We start from the raw sequence: 19,404 nt of genomic DNA on the forward strand, positions 1-19,404 counted from the left end.
GCTGTCGCACCGGTGTGCTGCCCCGCGAGTACGGCTGTGAGAACTCCCCCCGCCCCGTTCACCGCATCAACTCCCTGGTGTGGTGCCGGAGGCCTCGGTGCCGTAGCCCTGGACGCCGGCCGCCCGGGCCAGATCGAGGTCGAGGGCCTCGCGGCGGATGCGCTGGTCGATGTACAGGAGCACGGTGACGCCCGCGGTGATCGGGAAGGTGATCATGGATCCGATGACCGAGCCGATACCGCTGACGATGAGGAAGGTCCAGCCGAGGTCGCCGCCGGAACTGTCGAGGAAGCCGGCGAATCCGTCGCCGCTCAGTGCGGCGGCGATGACGGCGAAGGGGATCACGATGATCGACGCCACGATGTTGGCGATGATCGTGGCCAGCAGTTGGATGCCGAACACCCGCCACCAGGAGCCGCGTACGAGTTTCGCGGAGCGGCTCATCGACTTCAGGATGCTCTGCTTCTCCAGCATCAGGGCCGGAGAGGCGAGCGAGAAGCGGATCATCAGCCAGAGGGCGACGACGCCCGCGGCCAGGGCGCCGAGGACGGCGAGCGCGGCACCGGAGTCACCCGACCCGGCCGCCACCACGAGCAGACCGGGCAGCGCGCCGACACCCAGGATGACGATGGCGATGAGCGGCAGCAGCAGGGTGAGGCCGAACAGCTTGGGCAGCTGGGGACGGGCGTCCCGCCAGGCCTCGCTCGTGGTCACCGGCTTGCCGAGCACGGCACGGCTGGTCACCGACGTGAGCAGGGCTGTCGCGACGATGGTGCCGAGCAGTGTGATGAGCAGGACGAGACCGGAGCTCAGCAAGGTGTCGCCCAGAGCCCGGCTCAGCTCGCCGACCGTGGCGCTCGGGTCGTTCAGGGCGGCGGTGTCGGTGCTGTTGTCCAGGAGGAAGCCCTGGAGCAGGATGACGGCGATCTGCGTGATGACGGCGACGGTCAGCGAGATGCCGAGGACCGTGCGCCAGTAGGTGCGCATGGTCGAGACGGCGCCGTCGAGGATCTCGCCGACGCCGAGCGGGCGCAGCGGGATCACGCCGGGCTTGGCGGCGGAAGGCTGTCCGCCCCAGTTGCCGCCCCAGCCCGGGGGTCCACCGGGGCCGCGCTGTCCGGGGCCTCCCCAGCCGCCGATTCCACCGCCCTGGCCGCCGGGGTGCTGACCGCCCCAGCCCGGACCGGGCGGAGCGGGCGGCGGGGTCTGGCCGGGACCTTGTGCGCCGGGAGCGGACCACTGGCCGGGCGGGGGCTGCTCCTTGGACCACTTCGAGGGCTGCTCGGGCTGGTTCGCTCCGCCCTGGTCCGCGGGCTGCGGGGTGCCGGACGGGTCCGGCTCCTTACCGCCGGAGGGTGCAGATCCGGGCGATGCCCAGCCCGGAGTGTCGTTCATCGTCGCTCCTTCACGGTGCCCGTTCCGCGGTCGCGGCGGCAGGTTGGCAGCCATCGTGTCACGGCGCGCCCGGCAGGGGACCGGCCCCCGTATGGGCTGCACACCTTCAATTGTCCGCCGGGTACGGGGCAGACTGGGCGGATGGCCGATCACTACGCGCAATCCCGCGAGGACAGCGGGCCGACGGAGATACCCGCGATCCGCTGGCACGAGCCGCCCGAAGGCCCTGTGGTGGTCCTTCTCGACCAGACGCGGCTTCCCGCCGAGGAGGTCGAGCTGGTGTGCACGGACGCGCCCGCGCTGGTGGAGGCGATCCGTACGCTCGCCGTGCGAGGGGCGCCACTGCTCGGGATCGCCGGGGCGTACGGAGTCGCACTCGCCGCCGTGCGTGGCTTCGACGTGGACGAGGCCGCCCGCTCGCTGGCCGATGCCCGGCCTACCGCAGTGAACCTCGGGGTCGGTGTGCGCAGGGCGCAGGCGGCCCACCGGGCGGTGCTCTCCGGGGGCGGCGACGAGGAGGCGGCCGCCGCAGCGGCGCTCGCCGAGGCGCGGGCGCTGCACCGGGAGGACGCCGAGGCCAGCTCGCGCATGGCCGAGCACGGGCTGGCGCTGCTCGACGAACTGCTGCCGGGCGGCGGACACCGGGTGCTCACGCACTGCAACACCGGGGCGCTGGTGTCCGGCGGGGAGGGCACGGCGTTCGCCGTGGCGCTGGCGGCGCACCGTGCGGGGCAGCTGCGGCGGCTCTGGGTGGACGAGACGCGTCCGTTGCTGCAGGGTGCCCGCCTGACGGCCTACGAGGCGGCTCGCAGCGGAATGGCGTACACCCTGCTCACGGACAACGCGGCGGGCTCGCTGTTCGCGGCCGGGGAGGTGGACGCGGTACTGATCGGGGCGGACCGCATCGCGGCCAACGGTTCGGTGGCCAACAAGGTGGGGAGCTACCCGCTCGCGGTGCTGGCCAGGTACCACCATGTGCCGTTCATCGTGGTGGCGCCTGTGACGACGATCGATCCGGACACGCCCGACGGGGCATCCATCGAGATCGAGCAGCGCGCCGGTCATGAAGTGACGGAGATCACAGCGCCGCAGGTCCCGATGGCGGGGGTGGAGCCCGGAGGCGGTATACCTGTGGCACCCCTGGGGACCCAGGCGTACAACCCGGCGTTCGACGTGACGCCGCCGGAGTTGATCACGGCGATCGTCACCGAAGAGGGCGTTGTTTCGCCCGTGACGGCTGAGGCTCTCGCCGAGCTGTGTGACTTGTCACGCCAGGTAACGATTTAGTTAATGGGATGATGTCGTTTATGAAGGGACGAGTCCTTGTCGTCGATGACGACACCGCACTGGCCGAGATGCTCGGCATTGTGCTGCGTGGTGAAGGTTTTGAGCCGTCTTTCGTAGCAGACGGCGACAAGGCGCTGGCCGCTTTCCGCGATGCCAAGCCCGATCTGGTTCTCCTGGACCTGATGCTGCCCGGACGGGACGGCATCGAGGTGTGCCGCCTGATCAGGGCGGAGTCCGGGGTGCCGATCGTGATGCTCACGGCGAAGAGCGACACCGTCGATGTGGTGGTCGGCCTCGAATCGGGCGCCGACGACTACATCGTGAAGCCGTTCAAGCCAAAAGAGCTGGTGGCGCGGATCAGGGCGCGGCTGCGTCGTTCGGAGGAGCCGACACCCGAGCAGCTGTCGATCGGCGATCTCGTCATCGACGTCGCCGGTCACTCTGTGAAACGGGAAGGCATGTCGATCGCGCTGACGCCGCTGGAGTTCGACCTGCTGGTCGCTCTGGCGCGCAAGCCGTGGCAGGTGTTCACGCGTGAGGTGCTCCTGGAGCAGGTGTGGGGCTACCGGCACGCGGCGGACACCCGTCTGGTCAACGTGCACGTCCAGCGGCTGCGCTCCAAGGTCGAGAAGGACCCGGAGCGTCCGGAGATCGTGGTGACCGTCCGAGGTGTCGGTTACAAGGCAGGGCCGAGCTGACATGTCACGGGACAGTGCCGCTTCGGCGCCCGCTGAGCAGGGGGACCGTTCGGGGCGGCCTGTCGGCCGGAAAATGACGGGCTCCCGCTGGGAAAGATTCTTCGAGGGCGGGCTGCTCCAGGGCGGAGTCCAGGGCAGCCCGGTCCTACGGCTGCTCATACGCTGGGTGCGTCGTCCGCTGCTGCCCGTGATGCGGCTGTGGCGGCGCAACATCCAGCTCAGGATCGTCGCGACGACGCTGCTGATGTCGATGGGCGTCGTCCTGCTGCTCGGCTTCGTCGTGATCGGGCAGGTACGCAACGGCCTGCTGGACGCCAAGGTGAAGGCCTCGCAGAGCCAGGCCACCGGTGGTTTCTCGGTGGCCAAGCAGAAGGCGGACTCGGCGGCGACGGCGAACGGCGACGACGGTACGAGCGCCGACGGCCGCCCGTCGAAGAACGTCAGCCAGTGGATGACCGACCTCGTCGTGTCCCTGTCCAGTGGCGGGCAGGGCGCGTTCGACGTGGTGACGCTCAACTCCACCGCGTCGGGCGATGGCAGTGGGGGTCTGGCTCCGCGGTACTCGGAGGTCGACCCGATCGTGAGCGTGCCTGAGGATCTGCGCGCCCGGGTCGACAAGAGCACGGCGGCGGCACAGAGCTACACCCGTGTCGTCTACAAGGACGGCCGGGAATCCCAGCCCGCGCTGGTCATCGGCAAGCAGGTCAACGACCCCAACGCTGACGCTTACCAGCTCTACTACCTCTTCCCGCTGACGCAGGAGGAGAAGTCGCTGAGCCTGGTCAAGGGGACGCTGGCGACGGCCGGACTGTTCGTCGTGGTGCTCCTCGGGGCCATCGCCTGGCTCGTGGTGCGCCAGGTCGTCACACCGGTGAGGATGGCGGCCGGGATCGCCGAGCGCCTCTCCGCCGGACGTCTCCAGGAACGTATGAAGGTCACCGGCGAGGACGACATCGCGCGCCTCGGCGAGGCCTTCAACAAGATGGCGCAGAACCTGCAGCTGAAGATCCAGCAGTTGGAGGACCTCTCCCGGATGCAGCGGCGGTTCGTGTCCGACGTGTCGCACGAGCTGCGCACACCGCTGACCACCGTGCGGATGGCCGCCGACGTCATCCACGACGCGCGCGTGGACTTCGACCCCGTGACCGCGCGATCGGCCGAGCTCCTCGCCGACCAGCTGGACCGCTTCGAGACGCTCCTCGCCGATCTGCTGGAGATCAGCCGGTTCGACGCGGGCGCGGCGGCGCTGGAGGCCGACGCGATCGACCTCAGGGAAGTCGTACGACGGGTGGTCGGCGGAGCCGAGCCGCTCGCCGAGCGCAAGGGCACGCGCATACGTATCAAGGGTGACCAGCAGCCGCTGATCGCCGAGGCGGACGCCCGGCGGGTCGAGCGGGTGCTGCGCAACCTCGTCGTCAACGCCGTGGAGCACGGTGAGGGCAAGGACGTCGTCGTCAAGCTCGCCGCGGCGGGCGGAGCGGTCGCGATCGCGGTCCGCGACTACGGCGTCGGGCTCAAGCCCGGCGAGGCGACCCGGGTGTTCAGCCGCTTCTGGCGGGCCGACCCGGCACGCGCGCGTACCACCGGCGGCACGGGTCTCGGACTGTCCATCGCCCTGGAGGACGCACGGCTGCACGGCGGCTGGCTGCAGGCCTGGGGCGAACCGGGCGGCGGTTCGCAGTTCCGGCTGACCCTGCCGCGGACGGCCGACGAGCCGCTCAGGGGATCGCCGATACCGCTGGAGCCCAAGGATTCCCGGCGCAACCGCGGACTCGACGACGCCGGTCTGCCGCACGCCGGCGGTGCCAAGCTCGCCACGGTTCCCGTGCAGCAGCCCGGGGCCGCGACGGCTCCGATACCGCCGCGCGGGGCCATGGCCCCACGGCTGGGAGGGGTCTCGCCCACGGCCGATCCGACGGCACTGCCGGGCAACGGCGCTCGCGTGGTGCCCCGGCCGGCCGGGGCGCTGCGCCGCCAGGAGGAGACATCCGGCACCGGCCGGGAACGGACCGCGCGGGAGCGGGGGCGGGACGGCGAGACGCCGGAGGAGCTCGGACATGGGGAGGCATTTCGTGGGCGCTGACCGCGGGGGGAGCGGCGTCCGCGGACGCCGTCCGGTGCGCGTCGTGGTGTATGCGGGCTGTGGAGTCCTGCTGCTGGCGGGGTGCGCCTCGATGCCGGACAGCGGGGGACTGAGCGGGGTGGAGTCCACGCCGCGTCAGGACTCGCAGGTCCGTGTCTACGCCATGCCGCCGCATCCCGGCGCCTCGGCGGCGGAGATCGTACAGGGCTTCCTGGAGGCGCTGACCAGCGACGACGCCAAGTACGAGACGGCCGGCAAGTACCTCACCGACAGCGCACGCAAGACGTGGGATCCGTACCGGTCGACGACGGTCCTCGCGGGCGCGCCGGAGCCCGTGGGAATGCCCTCGGGGACCAAGGACGGCAGTCGTGACGTCCTGTTCCGGCTGAGCGGCAGCAAGGTCGCCACGGTGGACGACCGGCACGCGTACGGACCCGACTCCGGCTCGTACAGCGGGTCGGTGCATCTGACCAGGCTGAAGAGCAACAAGCAGTGGCGCATCGACGGACTGCCGCAGGGTGTGGTGATGGGCACGTCCGACTTCCAGCGCAACTACATGTCCGTGAACAAGTACTTCTACGCGTCGAACGGGACCTCCGGGACGGGCCGTCCCCTGGGGACCGTCGCCGACCCGGTCTACGTGCGCGCTCAGGTGGACCCGATGACGCAGATCGTGCGTGCGCTCCTGAAGGGGCCCACGAGCTGGCTGGACCCGGTGGTCAGGTCGAGCTTCCCCTCGGGCACGGAACTGAAGAACAAAGATGTGTCGCTGTCGCCCGACGACCGCAACAGCGTCACGGTGCCGCTGAACGCGAAGGCCGACCGTGTCGGAAGCTCCCAGTGCAGGCAGATGGCGGCCCAGCTCCTCCTCACTCTCCGGGATCTGACCCCCACCGGCGTCGACGAGGTGGAACTCCAGAGGTCGAACGGCACGCAGCTGTGCGTGCTGACCAAGGTCCGGGCCGAGAGCGTCGCTTCGCACGGTACGGGCGAGCACCCGGAGTACCAGTACTTCATCGATCACGACCAGCGGCTCGTACGGATGCCCGGCGGCAACCGTGACAAGAAGCCCGAGCCGGTGCCCGGTGCGCTGGGCGAGGGCGGCAAGAAGCTGCGGGCGGCCGCGGTGTCGCGGGACGAGGGCAGCGCTGCCGGAGTGTCGGCCGACGGCCGGAACCTGTACGTCGGGTCGCTGGTGTCGGGCGGCTCGCTCGGCGAGCCGGTGCTGCGCAGCCAGGGCAAGACGGCGGGCGACCGCCTGACGACGCCCAGCTGGGACGCGCGGGGAGACCTGTGGGTGGCCGACCGCGACCCGAAGAACCCCCGGCTGCTCCTGCTGCAGCAGGGCGCGGGCGAGCCCATCGTCGTGCAGGCGCCGGAGCTCGACGGGCGCGTCGAGGCGGTGCGGGTGGCCTCCGACGGCGTGCGCGTCGCACTGATCGTCGAGAAGGACGGCAAGAGCTCGCTGCAGATCGGCCGCATCGAGCGGTCCAAGCCCGGCGAGCCGCGCGGCGCGTCCGTCTTCGAACTGCGCTCCGTGGCACCCCAGCTGGAGGAGGTCACGGCCATGTCCTGGGCCGGGGACAGCCGGCTCGTGGTGGTCGGCAGCGAGAAGGGCGGCGTACAGCAGATGCGGTACGTCCAGGTCGACGGTTCCACCCCGCTGGGCACCTCGCCCTCCGCGCTCGCCAACGTCAAGGAGATCGCCGCGTCCGAGGACGAGCAGCTGCCGCTGGTGGCGCACTCGGAGACGGACGGGATCGTGCGGCTGTCGGCCGGGGAGCAGTGGCAGAAGCTGGTCCAGGACGGGACGGCGCCGGTCTATCCCGGGTAGCGCCGTGTGTTTTCCTGCGGTGGGCCCGTCCGGTTTCCGGGCGGGCCCACCGCAGTTTCGGCGTCGGCCGCCTACTCACCCGCCATCCCTGTGCCGCGTCTTGTCGTCCTTCGGCCCCGTGGTCCTCCGCCCTGTGCCCCTGTCACCCTTTCTCTCGTCCTGCACCCCGTCCTGCACCCCGTCCTATGCGCCGTCCTACGCCCTGTCGTACGCCCGCGCACGGCCGCTCCCGGAGTTGTCCACAGGCGGTTTTCCACAGGGGTGGCCGAGTGGGCCGGGCCTTGGCACAGTGGTGGCCATGCGGGGGTGGTGGCAGGACCTCACGGATCTGATGCTGCCGGCCGAGTGCGGAGGCTGCGGGAGGCCTCGCGCGGTGCTCTGCCCGGAGTGCCGTGCCGTCCTGGGCGGGGCCGCTCCGTGCCGGGTGCGACCGGTGCCCGAGCCGGCGGGGCTGTCCGTGGTGCACGCGGCGGCTCCTTACGAGGACGAGGTGCGGGCCGCGCTCCTCGCCCACAAGGAACGGGGTGCGCTGGCCCTGGCGGCACCCTTGGGAGCGGCCCTCGCGGGGGCTGTGCGGGCAGGTCTGGGGCCGGTACGACGTCCTGGTCCGGCCGGGCGGCCGACAGCTCCGGAGGGGTGGCTGAGGCTCGGGAAGGGGGAAGCGTGGGGCGACCGGGACAGGTTGGAGACCGCTGGTGCGGTGGTCCGGGCGACCGGGACGGGATACGGGCCCGTGCTGCTCGTGCCCGTGCCGTCGGCGCGGCGGGCGGTTCGGGCGCGGGGGCACGATCCGGCGCGGCGGATCGCGCTCGCGGCGGCGGCTGAGCTGCGGCGTGCGGGAACGCCTGCCCGGGTGCTCGGTGTGCTGCGGCAGCGGCGGACCGTGGCCGACCAGTCGGGGCTGAACTCCCGGCAGCGGCTGGAGAATCTGGCGGGCGCCCTGGAAGTCGTCGCCGGGGGTGAGCGGCTGCTGGCCGAAGGAGGCCGGGTCGTACTGGTGGACGACCTGATGACGACGGGGGCGTCGTTGGCGGAGGCGGCGCGGGCCGTGCGGGCGGCGCAGTCGGGTGCGCGGGCGCTGCGATGGACGGGTGAGAGGACGGCACCCGCGGAGGTGTACGGGCGAAAGGCGGGTAGAGAGCAGGCCGGAGGGACGAGCGGTGACACGGTCTGCTCGGCCGTGGTCGCCGCACCGCCGGGTGCTTTCGAAATAAACCGGAACTGACCGATAACTTGCATCGTTGCAGGTAATGAGTGGGTCAATTCACCTGAACGGAGGTACGTATCAGTAGAGGGTGACGACATCCGTCCGGGCGAGATATGTTCGGTTGTGAGGCAATGGCGCAGGCCGTACCTCGCGCATCCGAGTGCCGAACCGCGGGTTTCCAGCAATCACCCGCATCGGTGGGGTGGAGATCTTGTCCTTGGGGGAGGAGGAGGTGAAAGTCACCGAGTCCGAGGCCCCGGTGCTCACCGGGGCCTGGTGCAAAAGGGAGATGCTCCGCCAGTGGAGCGGGGCTATCCGGGAACGGAGTTCTGCGTGGACATCGTCGTCAAGGGCCGCAAGACCGAGGTGCCCGAGCGGTTCCGCAAGCACGTGGCCGAGAAGCTGAAGCTGGAGAAGATCCAGAAGCTCGATGGCAAGGTGATCAGCCTCGACGTCGAGGTGTCCAAGGAGCCCAACCCCCGACAGGCCGACCGCAGTGACCGAGTGGAGATCACGCTCCACTCCCGCGGACCGGTGATCCGGGCGGAGGCAGCGGCAAGCGACGCGTATGCAGCACTCGACCTGGCCGCGGACAAGCTCGAGGCCCGGTTGCGCAAGCAGCACGACAAGCGTTACACCCGCCGTGGCAACGGCAGGATCTCGGCGGCCGAGGTCGCCGACGTGGTCCCGGGTGCCGCGACCCTGAACAGCAACGGCAGCGTCGTCCACGACGAGGAGCCGGACGCCGTGCCCACCAAGAAGATCGGCTCTCTCGAGATCATGGGCGAAGGCCCCTGTGTCGTCCGCGAGAAGACCCACGTGGCCGCACCGATGACGCTCGACCAGGCGCTCTACGAGATGGAGCTGGTCGGGCACGACTTCTACCTCTTCGTCGACTCCGAGACAAAGGAGCCCAGCGTCGTCTACCGGCGGCACGCGTACGACTACGGCGTCATCCACCTCAGCACGGACCCGATGGTCACCCAGGGCGGAGCGGACGCGCCGGGCGGCGCGCTCGGCGGCTGACCATCCCCGGTGACGGCTGAGCCGGTGCCCCTGGGGGCGCGAGTGCGCCCCCAGGGGCACCGGTGTGCGACCACTTCACGTCCCGCTCCGTCACCCCGCCGACGGCCCGGCATGGAATCATGGCCGGACCGGCCCAACCGGTGGGCCGTTGCCTTGGGTTGGCGATGGCACGGAAACACGGGCCACGGCCTTCAGGGGGAGGAACGATGGCGGACAGCTTCGGACCGATGCGTGCCGGTGATGCCGACGACCCGGTCGTCGCCACCGGCCTGGACGTGGGCTCTTCACGCAAGGAGCCCATCAGGGTCCTCGTCGTGGACGACCACGCCCTCTTCCGCCGCGGTCTGGAGATCGTGCTCGCGGCCGAGGAGGACATCCAGGTCGTGGGTGAGGCCGGGGACGGGGCGGAGGCGGTCGACAAGGCTGCCGACCTGCTGCCCGACATCGTGCTGATGGACGTACGGATGCCCAAGCGCGGTGGTATCGAGGCATGCACCTCCATCAAGGAGGTGGCCCCCAGCGCGAAGATCATCATGTTGACGATCAGCGACGAGGAGGCCGACCTCTACGACGCGATCAAGGCGGGCGCGACCGGGTACCTCCTCAAGGAGATCTCCACGGACGAGGTGGCCACCGCCATTCGCGCGGTGGCGGACGGGCAGTCGCAGATCAGCCCCTCGATGGCCTCGAAGCTCCTCACCGAGTTCAAGTCGATGATCCAGCGGACGGACGAGCGCCGGCTGGTGCCCGCGCCGCGGCTCACCGATCGTGAGCTGGAGGTCCTCAAACTCGTGGCCACGGGGATGAACAACCGGGACATCGCCAAGGAGCTGTTCATCTCCGAGAACACCGTGAAGAACCATGTACGCAACATCCTGGAGAAGCTGCAGCTGCACTCCAGGATGGAAGCGGTGGTGTACGCGATGCGGGAGAAGATCCTCGAGATCCGCTAGGCGGCACCCGAGGACGCCGCCGGGTGTCACGAAGACGCCGCGGGGGGTGACCGGAGGACCCCGAGAGGCATCACCCGAGGACGCCGCGCTGTGTCACCCCAGGATGCGGGCGAGCTCCGCCACGAGCGGCTCGCGCAGGGCCGGGGCGTCCACCCGCTCGACCCGGACATCCGTGCAGCCCACCCAGCTCGCGGCCTCCGCCAGGGCCTGAGCCACCGCCGGGAGCGCCTTGGGGCCGTCCAGGGTGACCTGTCTGGCGACCAGTGTGCGGCCCTCCCTGGCCGGGTCCACCCGGCCGACGAGCCGGCCGCCGGCGAGGACCGGCATCGCGAAGTAGCCGTGGATCCGCTTCGGCTTGGGCGTGTACGCCTCCAGGCGGTGCGTGAATTCGAAGATCCGCTCCGTGCGCGCCCGCTCCCAGATGAGGGAGTCGAACGGCGACAGGAGCGTCGTACGGTGGCGGCCGCGCGGGGCCGTCTCCAGCGCCACCGGGTCCGCCCACGCGTCTCCCGTCGGTCTTCCGCCAGGGCTCTTGGCGCCGCCCTTTCCGGCGGCGGGCCTGCCCCAGCCCTCCACCGCCACGGGGATCAGGCCCGAGTCCGCGATCACCGCGTCGACCTGCTCCAGCTTGAGGCGGTGATAGTCGGCGATGTCCGCGCGGGTGCCGACGCCGAGGGACTGTCCCGCGAGGCGTACGAGACGGCGCAGGCACTCCGTGTCGTCCAGCTCGTCGTGGAGCAGCTGCTTCGGGACGGCGCGCTCCGCGAGGTCGTAGACCCGCTTCCAGCCGCGCCGCTCCACGCACACCACCTCGCCGTACATCAGCGCGCGCTCGACGGCGACCTTGGTGCCCGACCAGTCCCACCACTCGCTGGTCTTCTTCGCCCCGCCCAAGTCCGTGGCCGTGAGGGGGCCTTCCGCGCGCAGCTGCTTGACGACCTGGTCGTAGGCGCCGTCGGGCAGGTCGTGGTTCCAGTGCGGGCGGGCGCGGTAGGCGCGACGGCGGAACGCGAAGTGGGGCCACTCCTCCACGGGCAGGATGCAGGCCGCGTGGGACCAGTACTCGAACGCGTGCGGTGCCGGGGGTGTGTCGGCGGCCGGTGCGGACGTCCAGTAGGCCTGCTCGACGGTCCTGCGGCCGACGGCGCCGAGGCGGGCGTACGGAATCAGTTCGTGGGAGCGGGCGAGGACGGAGATCGTGTCGAGCTGGACCGCGCCGAGATGCCGCAGGACTCCGCGGACGCCGGCCCTGCGGTCCGGGGCGCCCAGGAAACCCTGCGCCCGCAGGGCGATGCGGCGGGCTTCGTCCGCGGAGAGTTCGGTCGTGGGACGCGGAAGACTCGTCATGCCCACACGGTAGGCGGTGCCACTGACAACGGGGGACCCGCGGGGCGACCGCGCGGGCACGGGTGCCGGAACCGGCGCCCTGGCCGACGTCCGGGGCCCGGCATCGACTTCGGTACAGCCCTCACCTGGCCGGCAGGTACGGCGCCGTCGACGGGAGGCCCAGGTCCGAGGGGAGCAGCGAGCCCACCCAGCAGTCCCTGCGTACGCCCTTGTTGTTGATGGCGGAGCGCAGGGTCCCCTCGATGGTGAAGCCGGCGCGTTCGGCGACCGCGCGGGACCCGGTGTTGCCGACCTCGGCGCGCCATTCGACGCGGTCGACGGACAGGTCCGTGAAGGCCCAGCGGGAAGTGGCGACGACGGCCTCGGCGGTATAGCCGTTGCCGCGGTGCTCCTTAGTCGCCCAGTAGCCGACCTCGCCGACACCCAGGGAGCGCATCGTGATGGAGACCATGCCCACCAGCTCCCCGGAAGGCAGGAAGGCGCCGAAGGCGAAGGCGGAGCCGTCCGCCCAGCCTTCAGGCACTATCTGGTCCGTGAAGCCGGTCGCGTGCTCGCGCAGATAGGGCGACGGGATCGTGGTCCAGCGCTGGATGTCGGGGTCCTGGGCGGCCTCGTGGACGGCGTCGGTGTCGTCCACCCCCACGGCGCGCAGGAGCAGACGGTCGGTGGTGAGCGTGACGGGGTCCATCGGCCGATTCTGCTCGGGCATCCGAAAGGACGCCATTCCTTTGCCCTGAGTGAGCGGTTCGCTACTTTTCGCTGTGCGGACGCGGCACCTTCGGCACCCCCTGCCCGTTGTCCTAGTGGCTGTCACGGGCAGACCTCCCGGCGTGGTGTGGTCCTCGCTTACGATGGCCGTTGCTCAAGCTGTGATTTGAAACTGTCATTGAAACCGACCGTCCCAGGCCCGACCGGCAAGGAGACAAACCCCCGTGTCCGTCCTCTCAAAGATCATGCGTGCAGGCGAAGGCAAGATCCTGCGCAAACTGCACCGCATCGCGGACCAGGTCAACTCCATCGAAGAGGACTTCGTCAACCTCTCCGACGCCGAGCTGAGGGCCCTCACCGATGAGTACAAGCAGCGGTACGCCGACGGCGAAAGCCTCGACGACCTGCTGCCCGAGGCCTTTGCCACCGTCCGTGAGGCTGCCAAGCGCGCCCTTGGCCAGCGTCACTACGACGTGCAGATGATGGGTGGCGCCGCGCTCCACCTCGGCTATGTCGCGGAGATGAAGACCGGTGAGGGCAAGACGCTCGTCGGCACCCTGCCCGCGTATCTGAACGCCCTCTCCGGAGCCGGCGTCCACCTCATCACGGTCAACGACTACCTGGCCGAGCGCGACTCCGAAATGATGGGCCGCGTCCACAAGTTCCTCGGCCTCGAGGTCGGCTGCATCCTCGCCAACATGACTCCGGCCCAGCGCCGCGAGCAGTACGCGTGCGACATCACCTATGGCACGAACAACGAGTTCGGCTTCGACTACCTGCGCGACAACATGGCGTGGGCCCAGGACGAGCTCGTCCAGCGCGGCCACAACTTCGCGATCGTCGACGAGGTCGACTCCATCCTCGTCGACGAGGCCCGTACGCCGCTGATCATCTCCGGCCCGGCGGACCAGGCCACCAAGTGGTACGGCGACTTCGCCAAGCTGGTCACCCGCCTCAAGAAGGGTGAGCCCGGCAACTCCCTGAAGGGCATCGAGGAGACCGGCGACTACGAGGTCGACGAGAAGAAGCGCACCGTCGCCATCCACGAGCCCGGCGTCGCCAAGGTCGAGGACTGGCTGGGCATCGACAACCTCTACGAGTCGGTGAACACCCCGCTCGTCGGTTACCTGAACAACGCCATCAAGGCGAAGGAACTGTTCAAGAAGGACAAGGACTACGTCGTCATCGACGGCGAAGTCATGATCGTCGACGAGCACACCGGCCGTATCCTCGCCGGCCGCCGCTACAACGAGGGCATGCACCAGGCGATCGAGGCGAAGGAAGGGGTGGACATCAAGGACGAGAACCAGACGCTCGCCACGATCACCCTCCAGAACTTCTTCCGCCTCTACAAGCGCCACGACCACGACGGCAAGGAAATGCCCGGTCTCTCCGGCATGACCGGTACGGCGATGACCGAGGCCGCCGAGTTCCACCAGATCTACAAGCTCGGCGTCGTCCCGATCCCGACCAACAGGCCGATGGTCCGCAAGGACCAGTCCGACCTGATCTACCGCACCGAGGTCGCCAAGTTCGAGGCGGTCGTCGACGACATCGCCGAGAAGCACGAGAAGGGCCAGCCGATCCTGGTCGGCACCACCTCGGTCGAGAAGTCGGAGTACCTCTCGCAGCAGCTCTCCAAGCGCGGCATCCAGCACGAGGTGCTGAACGCCAAGCAGCACGACCGTGAGGCGCCGATCATCGCCCAGGCCGGCCGCAAGGGCGCCGTGACCGTCGCCACCAACATGGCCGGCCGTGGTACCGACATCAAGCTCGGCGGCAACCCCGACGACCTCGCCGAGGCGGAGCTGCGCCAGCGCGGCCTCGACCCCGAGGAGCACATCGAGGAGTGGGCGCACGCCCTGCCCGCAGCCATGGAGCGTGCCGAGAAGGCAGTGAAGGCGGAGTTCGAAGAGGTCAAGGACCTCGGCGGCCTCTACGTGCTCGGCACCGAGCGCCACGAGTCGCGGCGTATCGACAACCAGCTTCGCGGTCGTTCCGGCCGACAGGGCGACCCGGGCGAGTCCCGTTTCTACCTTTCGCTGGGCGACGACCTGATGCGCCTGTTCAAGGCGCAGATGGTCGAGCGCGTCATGTCGATGGCGAACGTGCCGGACGACGTGCCGATCGAGAACAAGATGGTCACGCGCGCGATCGCGTCCGCCCAGTCGCAGGTCGAGCAGCAGAACTTCGAGACCCGCAAGAACGTCCTGAAGTACGACGAGGTGCTCAACCGGCAGCGCGAGGTCATCTACGGCGAGCGCCGTCGCGTCCTGGAGGGCGAGGACCTCGAGGAGCAGATCCAGCACTTCATGGACGACACCATCGACGCCTACATCGGAGCCGAGACCGCCGAGGGCTTCGCCGAGGAGTGGGACCTCGACCGGCTGTGGGGCGCCTTCAAGCAGCTCTACCCGGTGAAGGTCACCGTCGACGAGATGGAGGAGACGGTCGGCGACCGTGCCGGTCTGACCGCCGAGTTCATCTCCGAGTCCATCAAGGACGACATCCACGACCAGTACGCGGCCCGCGAGGAGCAGCTCGGCTCCGAGATCATGCGTGAGCTGGAGCGCCGGGTCGTGCTGTCGGTCCTGGACCGCAAGTGGCGCGAGCACCTCTACGAGATGGACTATCTCCAGGAGGGCATCGGCCTGCGTGCGATGGCCCAGAAGGACCCGCTGGTCGAGTACCAGCGCGAGGGCTTCGACATGTTCGGCGCCATGATGGACGGCATCAAGGAGGAGTCCGTCGGCTACCTGTTCAACCTGGAGGTCCAGGTCGAGCAGCAGGTCGAGGAGGTCCTGGTCGAGGACTCCGCGCCGTCCCTCGCCAAGAAGGAAGCGGTCCCCGCGGGCGGGATGCGACCCGAGATCCGCGCCAAGGGGCTCGACGCCCCGCAGCGGCCGGACCGGCTGCACTTCTCCGCGCCGACCGTGGACGGCGAGGGTGGTGTCATCGAGGGCGACTTCGCCAGCGACGACGAGCCGGTGCGCTCCGAGGCGGACGGCCTCACGCGCGCGGAGCGCCGCAAGCAGCTGAAGGGCGCGTCGCGTCGCCGCAAGAAGTGAGTGAGGTCGCGGGCGCGCGGTGACCGCCGCCGCGCGCGACCGGTAACGCGCTGGAAGGGCCGGGCACCTGGGTGCCCGGCCCTTCCGTGTTGTTCCGGGCCGGGCCCTTCGTGTCGTCCCGGGCCGGGCTCTACGGCTGTTGTCCCGGGCCGGGCTCGGGACAACAGCCGTGGGAGCCGTGTCGCCGTCCGGTCCTGGTCAGTCGTCGTTCGGACGGGGCATGCGGGGACCGCCGAGTTCGATCGCTGTGCAGCGCCAGCGGAGGTCGGGGCCCTGCTCCAGCCGGAAGGCCATGGCGCGGAGCTGGTCGCCGGCGCCGATGCGGGCGAAGGCCTCGACGGCGCCGGGGCGTGCGACGTAGTAGCCGATGTCCCGCACGACGGGGCGGGCGCCGCGCGTGCGAAGGGGGCCGCGTTCGGCGAGCCAGGCCAGTTCGTCGTAGGCGCGGCCCGCGGTGTGGCGCAGCATGCAGTGGACGGGGCGCGCACCGCTCAGTACGGCCAGCAGGCGCTCGGCGAAGACGTCGGTGGGGCGGGGCTGGGGAGCGGGGCGGCGAGGCGCCTCGGCGGACGTCGTGGCGAGCGGCCGGGCCCCGCCTCGCGCCGTTGCCGGAGACCGGCTGCCGCCAGGTGCCGCCGACGGGTGGGCCGCGATTCGTGCCGCCGCCGGATCGGCGATGGCCGCTGCCGCTACCGCCGCCGGTGCCGACGACGAGCGGCTTCCGGCCGTCGGCATCGCCTCCTCGGCTGCCGCACGGCCCGTCCCCGGTACCGCGTACTGCCGGTCCGCGGCCCGCCCTGGCCCGTCAGGGTGGTCCGTGGCCGCGGACGGGCGGGTCGGGGGCCGTGTGGACGACAGGGCGCTCGTGGGGCGTGTGGGGGACGAGCCCGTGTCCTGTGGCGGGCTGCCGGCCGGGGGCCTGGCGGGAGTGCCCGTGCCCGGGGTGCGGGGCGGGGTGCTGCCGGGTCGGCGGGTGTCCTGACGGCCGGGCGGACGGGTGCCCGGGTGGCGCCTCGTCCTGGTCATCACCTTGTTCATGTGTCGTCCCCGCTCGTCGTTGGGCCGATCGATACCGGTCGGTAACTTTCCTGTCGGGGATCTTGTACGAGGTGGGAACGGGCCCGCGCAAGGACGGCGGGCGCGCGTCGCGGCGGCCGGAGAATTCACCTATCAGGGTTGCCGGGAGTGACGGAGCCCTTGGCGGCAAAGGGGAGTACCGGGTGAATCGTGGGCGCGAGATGGACGCCACGGAGAGTGCGGCCCGGAACTCGAAAGGGGACGCCCGCACGTATCCTGAAGGCCCTCCCGGAGGCGCGGGACCGCCCTCCCCGGAGTGTTCGGACTGCGTGACCCTCGGAGCCCCGACTACGAAAGCGGCCAGCCATGCGCGTCTACGTCCCCCTGACCCTCTCCGGTCTCGCCGAGGCGTACAAGACGGGGGAGCTGGTCGCGGGACCGTTCGTCGCGTACGCGGTCACGCCGGCCTTGCGCGAGTGGTACCTCTCCGACGACATCGAGGAACTGGAGTACGCGGCGCTGAGCCGTGCCGCCCTGGCCTCGCTGCGGCTCCTGGCGGTCGATCCGGAGGCCGCACGGCGCCGGGTCGTCGTCGCGGTCGACGTCCCGGACCGGGCCGCGGTCGCCGACCCCGACCGGGGGCTCGATCCCGCGGCGCTCGGTGAGGTGCGGGTCTCCCAGGACGTGCCGTTGTCCAAGGCGGCCGCCGTGCAGGTCGACTCGGTGGACGCGGAGGCGGATGTGACCGCGGCCGCGGCCGCGCTGGGCGCGGCGGACGTCGGGGACGACGACGCGCAGTTCGTGGTCGACGGGGCCGAGGACCATGTACTGCTGTGGTTCGCCACGCAGGAGATCCCCAACCTGGTCGGACTCGGGGAGTAGCCGCCCGGTTCCGCACGCGATGAAGCGTTGTCAGTGGCGGCGGGTACGTTCTTGGTATGGGGAAGCAAGGAAACGCGCACATTGTGTGGGACTGGAACGGCACGCTGTTCCACGACAATGACGCGATCATCGGAGCGACGAACGCGGCGTTCGCCGAACTGGATCTTGAGCCGATCACGCTGGAGCGGTATCGGGCGGTGTACTGCGTTCCCGTGCCGAAGTTCTACGAGCGGCTGATGGGGCGGCTGCCCACGGACGCCGAGTGGCGGATCATGGACGAGACGTTCCAGCGGTACTACGCCGAGCACCGCAGAGCGTGCGAGCTCACCGCCGGGGTGCCCGCGCTGCTCGCCGGTTGGGAAGCGGCGGGTCGCAGCCAGTCCCTCCTGAGCTTGTACGGGCACGAGGAGCTGGTCCCGCTGGTGCGGGGCTTCGGGATCGAGCCGCACTTCGTACGGGTCGACGGGCGGACCGGGCCCTCCGGCGGCAGCAAGGCCGAGCACATGGTGCGACACCTCGGAGCGATCGCGGGTGTCGAACCGGCCCGCGTTGTGGTGATCGGCGACGCCGCGGACGACGCGATGGCCGCACGGCATGTCGGGGCCGGGGCGGTCCTCTACACCGGGGGTTCCCACAGTCGCGCCAGCCTGGAGGAGGTCGGCGTGCCCGTGGTGGACAGCCTGGAGGAGGCGGTCGAGGAGGCCGAGCGACTGGCGGCCTGACGGTCTCCTCGGGAGCCTCGGGAGGGTTTCCAGGAGCTTGCCGGAGGTTCCTTCCGGGGGCTTGGCGGAGGGTCTGCCCAGGAGCTCGGCGCAGGTCCTCCCGGGGAGCTCTCTGCCGAGGGGTGGTCCGGGAGCTGCGCAGGGGCCGTGTGCACGCCCCCGCGCGTGGCGTCCGGGCCGTGTGCCGGGCGGTGTGCCGGCCCCCGCGCGTTCGCGCCCGTCAGTTCACCGGGGCCTTCGAGCGCAGCACCTTGAGGAACTCGCGCATCCAGGCGGAGTGGTCGGGCCAGGCGCGGGCGGAGACCAGGGTGCCGTCGACGACGGCCTCCGCGTCCTGGAAGGTCGCGCCCGCCGCCTGCATGTCGAGTTCCAGCGCGGGGTACGCCGTGACCCGGCGGCCGCTCAGGCTGTCGACGGCCGCGGTCAGCAGAGGACCGTGGCAGATCTGGGCCACCGGCTTGTCCGCGTCGAAGAAGGCCTTCAGGATCTTGCGGAGTTCGAGGTCGTTGCGGAGGTACTCCGGGGCACGTCCGCCGGGGATGACCAGGGCGACGTACGCGCCGGGGTCGACCTCCGCGAACGAGAGGTCCGCGGGCCAGGTGTAGCCGAGCTTCTCGGTGTAGGTGTCGAAGCCGGGCTCGAAGTCGTGGATCACGAACTGCAGCTTCTTGCGGGTGGGGGCCGCGATGTGGACCTCGTAACCCTCCTCGCGCAGGCGCTGGTAGGGGTAGAGGACTTCCAGCGACTCCGCCGCGTCGCCGGTGACTATGAGGATCTTCGCTGCCATGGTGCTGCGCTCCCGTCGGCCGTCCTTGCGCGTTCCGTTCGCCGTCCCGGTCAACCTGCCTCCGGGGGAGGTACTTGCCAAGGGGCAGAACACTGCCCGTAGGACGACGGTAGCCCGCAGTCGGCCCGCACTGCATGCCATCGCCCGATTCGTCCCTGTGCATAGTGTCAAAGTTCCACCCCCGGTTTTGTACACATACGGCTCATGACGATCCCCGGGTCGGGGGCGATAGCCTGGTGGCGTGATCAGCGCGATATCTCGCGGGGGCATCGTCGCCCCTGCCCCGCGCCCGGAGCGCACGGACGACATCCGTGACCGGGCGGCAATCGCTGATCTTCACGGGCGGGACGGGATCATGGCGACGGCCGTGTGCGCGAGCGGCAACGCGGC

General features: G+C 70.4%; 15 protein-coding genes. 10 read left to right on the forward strand and 5 right to left on the reverse strand.

Features of this window, described 5'->3' with window-relative positions:
- Nucleotides 1-66: 66 nt before the first annotated feature.
- On the reverse strand, nucleotides 67-1,395 hold the full coding sequence (locus tag N4G66_RS41705; RefSeq protein ID WP_261709536.1) for a proline-rich domain-containing protein: 1,329 nt from the start codon (nucleotides 1,393-1,395) through the stop codon (nucleotides 67-69).
- A gap of 141 nt (nucleotides 1,396-1,536) precedes the next feature.
- Between N4G66_RS41705 and mtnA the strand changes: the two genes are divergently transcribed.
- From mtnA to N4G66_RS41740, 7 genes are all read left to right on the forward strand, one after another.
- A complete protein-coding gene (mtnA, locus tag N4G66_RS41710) occupies nucleotides 1,537-2,682 on the forward strand; it encodes an S-methyl-5-thioribose-1-phosphate isomerase (protein ID WP_261709537.1) in 1,146 nt (381 codons plus the stop codon).
- Between the two features lie 8 nt (nucleotides 2,683-2,690).
- Complete coding sequence (mtrA, locus tag N4G66_RS41715) at nucleotides 2,691-3,380, forward strand: two-component system response regulator MtrA (protein ID WP_315903753.1); 690 nt, start codon at nucleotides 2,691-2,693, stop codon at nucleotides 3,378-3,380.
- A 1-nt stretch (nucleotide 3,381) separates the two neighbouring features.
- Nucleotides 3,382-5,463 (forward strand): MtrAB system histidine kinase MtrB, encoded by a 2,082-nt coding sequence (mtrB, locus tag N4G66_RS41720; protein WP_261709539.1) that lies wholly within the window; start codon nucleotides 3,382-3,384, stop codon nucleotides 5,461-5,463.
- Nucleotides 5,438-7,297, forward strand: coding sequence for an LpqB family beta-propeller domain-containing protein (locus N4G66_RS41725; RefSeq protein WP_261709540.1), 1,860 nt, complete (start codon nucleotides 5,438-5,440; stop codon nucleotides 7,295-7,297). Before mtrB ends, N4G66_RS41725 begins: the two co-directional genes overlap by 26 nt.
- Before the next feature lie 298 nt (nucleotides 7,298-7,595).
- On the forward strand, nucleotides 7,596-8,522 hold the full coding sequence (locus N4G66_RS41730; RefSeq protein ID WP_261709541.1) for a ComF family protein: 927 nt from the start codon (nucleotides 7,596-7,598) through the stop codon (nucleotides 8,520-8,522).
- A 315-nt stretch (nucleotides 8,523-8,837) separates the two neighbouring features.
- The gene (hpf, locus tag N4G66_RS41735) at nucleotides 8,838-9,530 is read left to right on the forward strand and encodes a ribosome hibernation-promoting factor, HPF/YfiA family (RefSeq protein ID WP_391858971.1); all 693 of its coding nucleotides are present in this window, start codon (nucleotides 8,838-8,840) and stop codon (nucleotides 9,528-9,530) included.
- A gap of 206 nt (nucleotides 9,531-9,736) precedes the next feature.
- Complete coding sequence (locus tag N4G66_RS41740) at nucleotides 9,737-10,483, forward strand: response regulator (RefSeq protein ID WP_261709543.1); 747 nt, start codon at nucleotides 9,737-9,739, stop codon at nucleotides 10,481-10,483.
- Between the two features lie 93 nt (nucleotides 10,484-10,576).
- Here N4G66_RS41740 and N4G66_RS41745 read toward each other — a convergent pair whose 3' ends face one another.
- Both N4G66_RS41745 and N4G66_RS41750 read right to left on the reverse strand, forming a co-directional pair.
- Nucleotides 10,577-11,830, reverse strand: a complete 1,254-nt coding sequence (locus N4G66_RS41745) for a winged helix-turn-helix domain-containing protein (RefSeq protein ID WP_261709544.1) — start codon at nucleotides 11,828-11,830, stop codon at nucleotides 10,577-10,579.
- 121 nt (nucleotides 11,831-11,951) lie between these two features.
- Nucleotides 11,952-12,518 (reverse strand): GNAT family N-acetyltransferase, encoded by a 567-nt coding sequence (locus N4G66_RS41750; protein WP_261709545.1) that lies wholly within the window; start codon nucleotides 12,516-12,518, stop codon nucleotides 11,952-11,954.
- Between the two features lie 244 nt (nucleotides 12,519-12,762).
- Between N4G66_RS41750 and secA the strand changes: the two genes are divergently transcribed.
- Nucleotides 12,763-15,606, forward strand: a complete 2,844-nt coding sequence (gene secA, locus N4G66_RS41755) for a preprotein translocase subunit SecA (RefSeq protein ID WP_261709546.1) — start codon at nucleotides 12,763-12,765, stop codon at nucleotides 15,604-15,606.
- A 198-nt stretch (nucleotides 15,607-15,804) separates the two neighbouring features.
- Here the strand turns inward: secA and N4G66_RS46135 are convergent, their stop codons facing one another.
- Complete coding sequence (locus tag N4G66_RS46135) at nucleotides 15,805-16,644, reverse strand: Rv3235 family protein (protein ID WP_261709547.1); 840 nt, start codon at nucleotides 16,642-16,644, stop codon at nucleotides 15,805-15,807.
- Nucleotides 16,645-16,989: 345 nt separating this feature from the next.
- On the opposite strand from N4G66_RS46135, the gene N4G66_RS41765 reads away from it, so the two are divergent.
- Nucleotides 16,990-17,505: a DUF6912 family protein gene (locus tag N4G66_RS41765; protein WP_261709548.1), complete on the forward strand. Its 516-nt coding sequence runs from the start codon at nucleotides 16,990-16,992 to the stop codon at nucleotides 17,503-17,505.
- A 56-nt stretch (nucleotides 17,506-17,561) separates the two neighbouring features.
- The gene (locus N4G66_RS41770; RefSeq protein WP_261709549.1) at nucleotides 17,562-18,227 is read left to right on the forward strand and encodes an HAD family hydrolase; all 666 of its coding nucleotides are present in this window, start codon (nucleotides 17,562-17,564) and stop codon (nucleotides 18,225-18,227) included.
- A 220-nt stretch (nucleotides 18,228-18,447) separates the two neighbouring features.
- On the opposite strand, the gene N4G66_RS41775 is transcribed toward N4G66_RS41770, so the two are convergent.
- Complete coding sequence (locus tag N4G66_RS41775) at nucleotides 18,448-19,014, reverse strand: DJ-1/PfpI family protein (protein WP_261709550.1); 567 nt, start codon at nucleotides 19,012-19,014, stop codon at nucleotides 18,448-18,450.
- Nucleotides 19,015-19,404: the final 390 nt, after the last annotated feature.

The sequence above is a fragment of the Streptomyces rhizosphaerihabitans genome (genome assembly GCF_025399795.1).
Lineage (GTDB): Bacteria > Actinomycetota > Actinomycetes > Streptomycetales > Streptomycetaceae > Streptomyces > Streptomyces rhizosphaerihabitans.

Coding starts and splice junctions, on each gene's coding strand:
- N4G66_RS41705 (WP_261709536.1), bottom strand. CDS start 1,395: ATGAACGACACTCCGGGCTGGGCATCGCCCGGATCTGCACCCTCCGGC.
- mtnA (WP_261709537.1), top strand. CDS start 1,537: ATGGCCGATCACTACGCGCAATCCCGCGAGGACAGCGGGCCGACGGAG.
- mtrA (WP_315903753.1), top strand. CDS start 2,691: ATGATGTCGTTTATGAAGGGACGAGTCCTTGTCGTCGATGACGACACC.
- mtrB (WP_261709539.1), top strand. CDS start 3,382: ATGTCACGGGACAGTGCCGCTTCGGCGCCCGCTGAGCAGGGGGACCGT.
- N4G66_RS41725 (WP_261709540.1), top strand. CDS start 5,438: ATGGGGAGGCATTTCGTGGGCGCTGACCGCGGGGGGAGCGGCGTCCGC.
- N4G66_RS41730 (WP_261709541.1), top strand. CDS start 7,596: ATGCGGGGGTGGTGGCAGGACCTCACGGATCTGATGCTGCCGGCCGAG.
- N4G66_RS41740 (WP_261709543.1), top strand. CDS start 9,737: ATGGCGGACAGCTTCGGACCGATGCGTGCCGGTGATGCCGACGACCCG.
- N4G66_RS41745 (WP_261709544.1), bottom strand. CDS start 11,830: ATGACGAGTCTTCCGCGTCCCACGACCGAACTCTCCGCGGACGAAGCC.
- N4G66_RS41750 (WP_261709545.1), bottom strand. CDS start 12,518: ATGGACCCCGTCACGCTCACCACCGACCGTCTGCTCCTGCGCGCCGTG.
- N4G66_RS46135 (WP_261709547.1), bottom strand. CDS start 16,644: ATGAACAAGGTGATGACCAGGACGAGGCGCCACCCGGGCACCCGTCCG.
- N4G66_RS41765 (WP_261709548.1), top strand. CDS start 16,990: ATGCGCGTCTACGTCCCCCTGACCCTCTCCGGTCTCGCCGAGGCGTAC.
- N4G66_RS41770 (WP_261709549.1), top strand. CDS start 17,562: ATGGGGAAGCAAGGAAACGCGCACATTGTGTGGGACTGGAACGGCACG.
- N4G66_RS41775 (WP_261709550.1), bottom strand. CDS start 19,014: ATGGCAGCGAAGATCCTCATAGTCACCGGCGACGCGGCGGAGTCGCTG.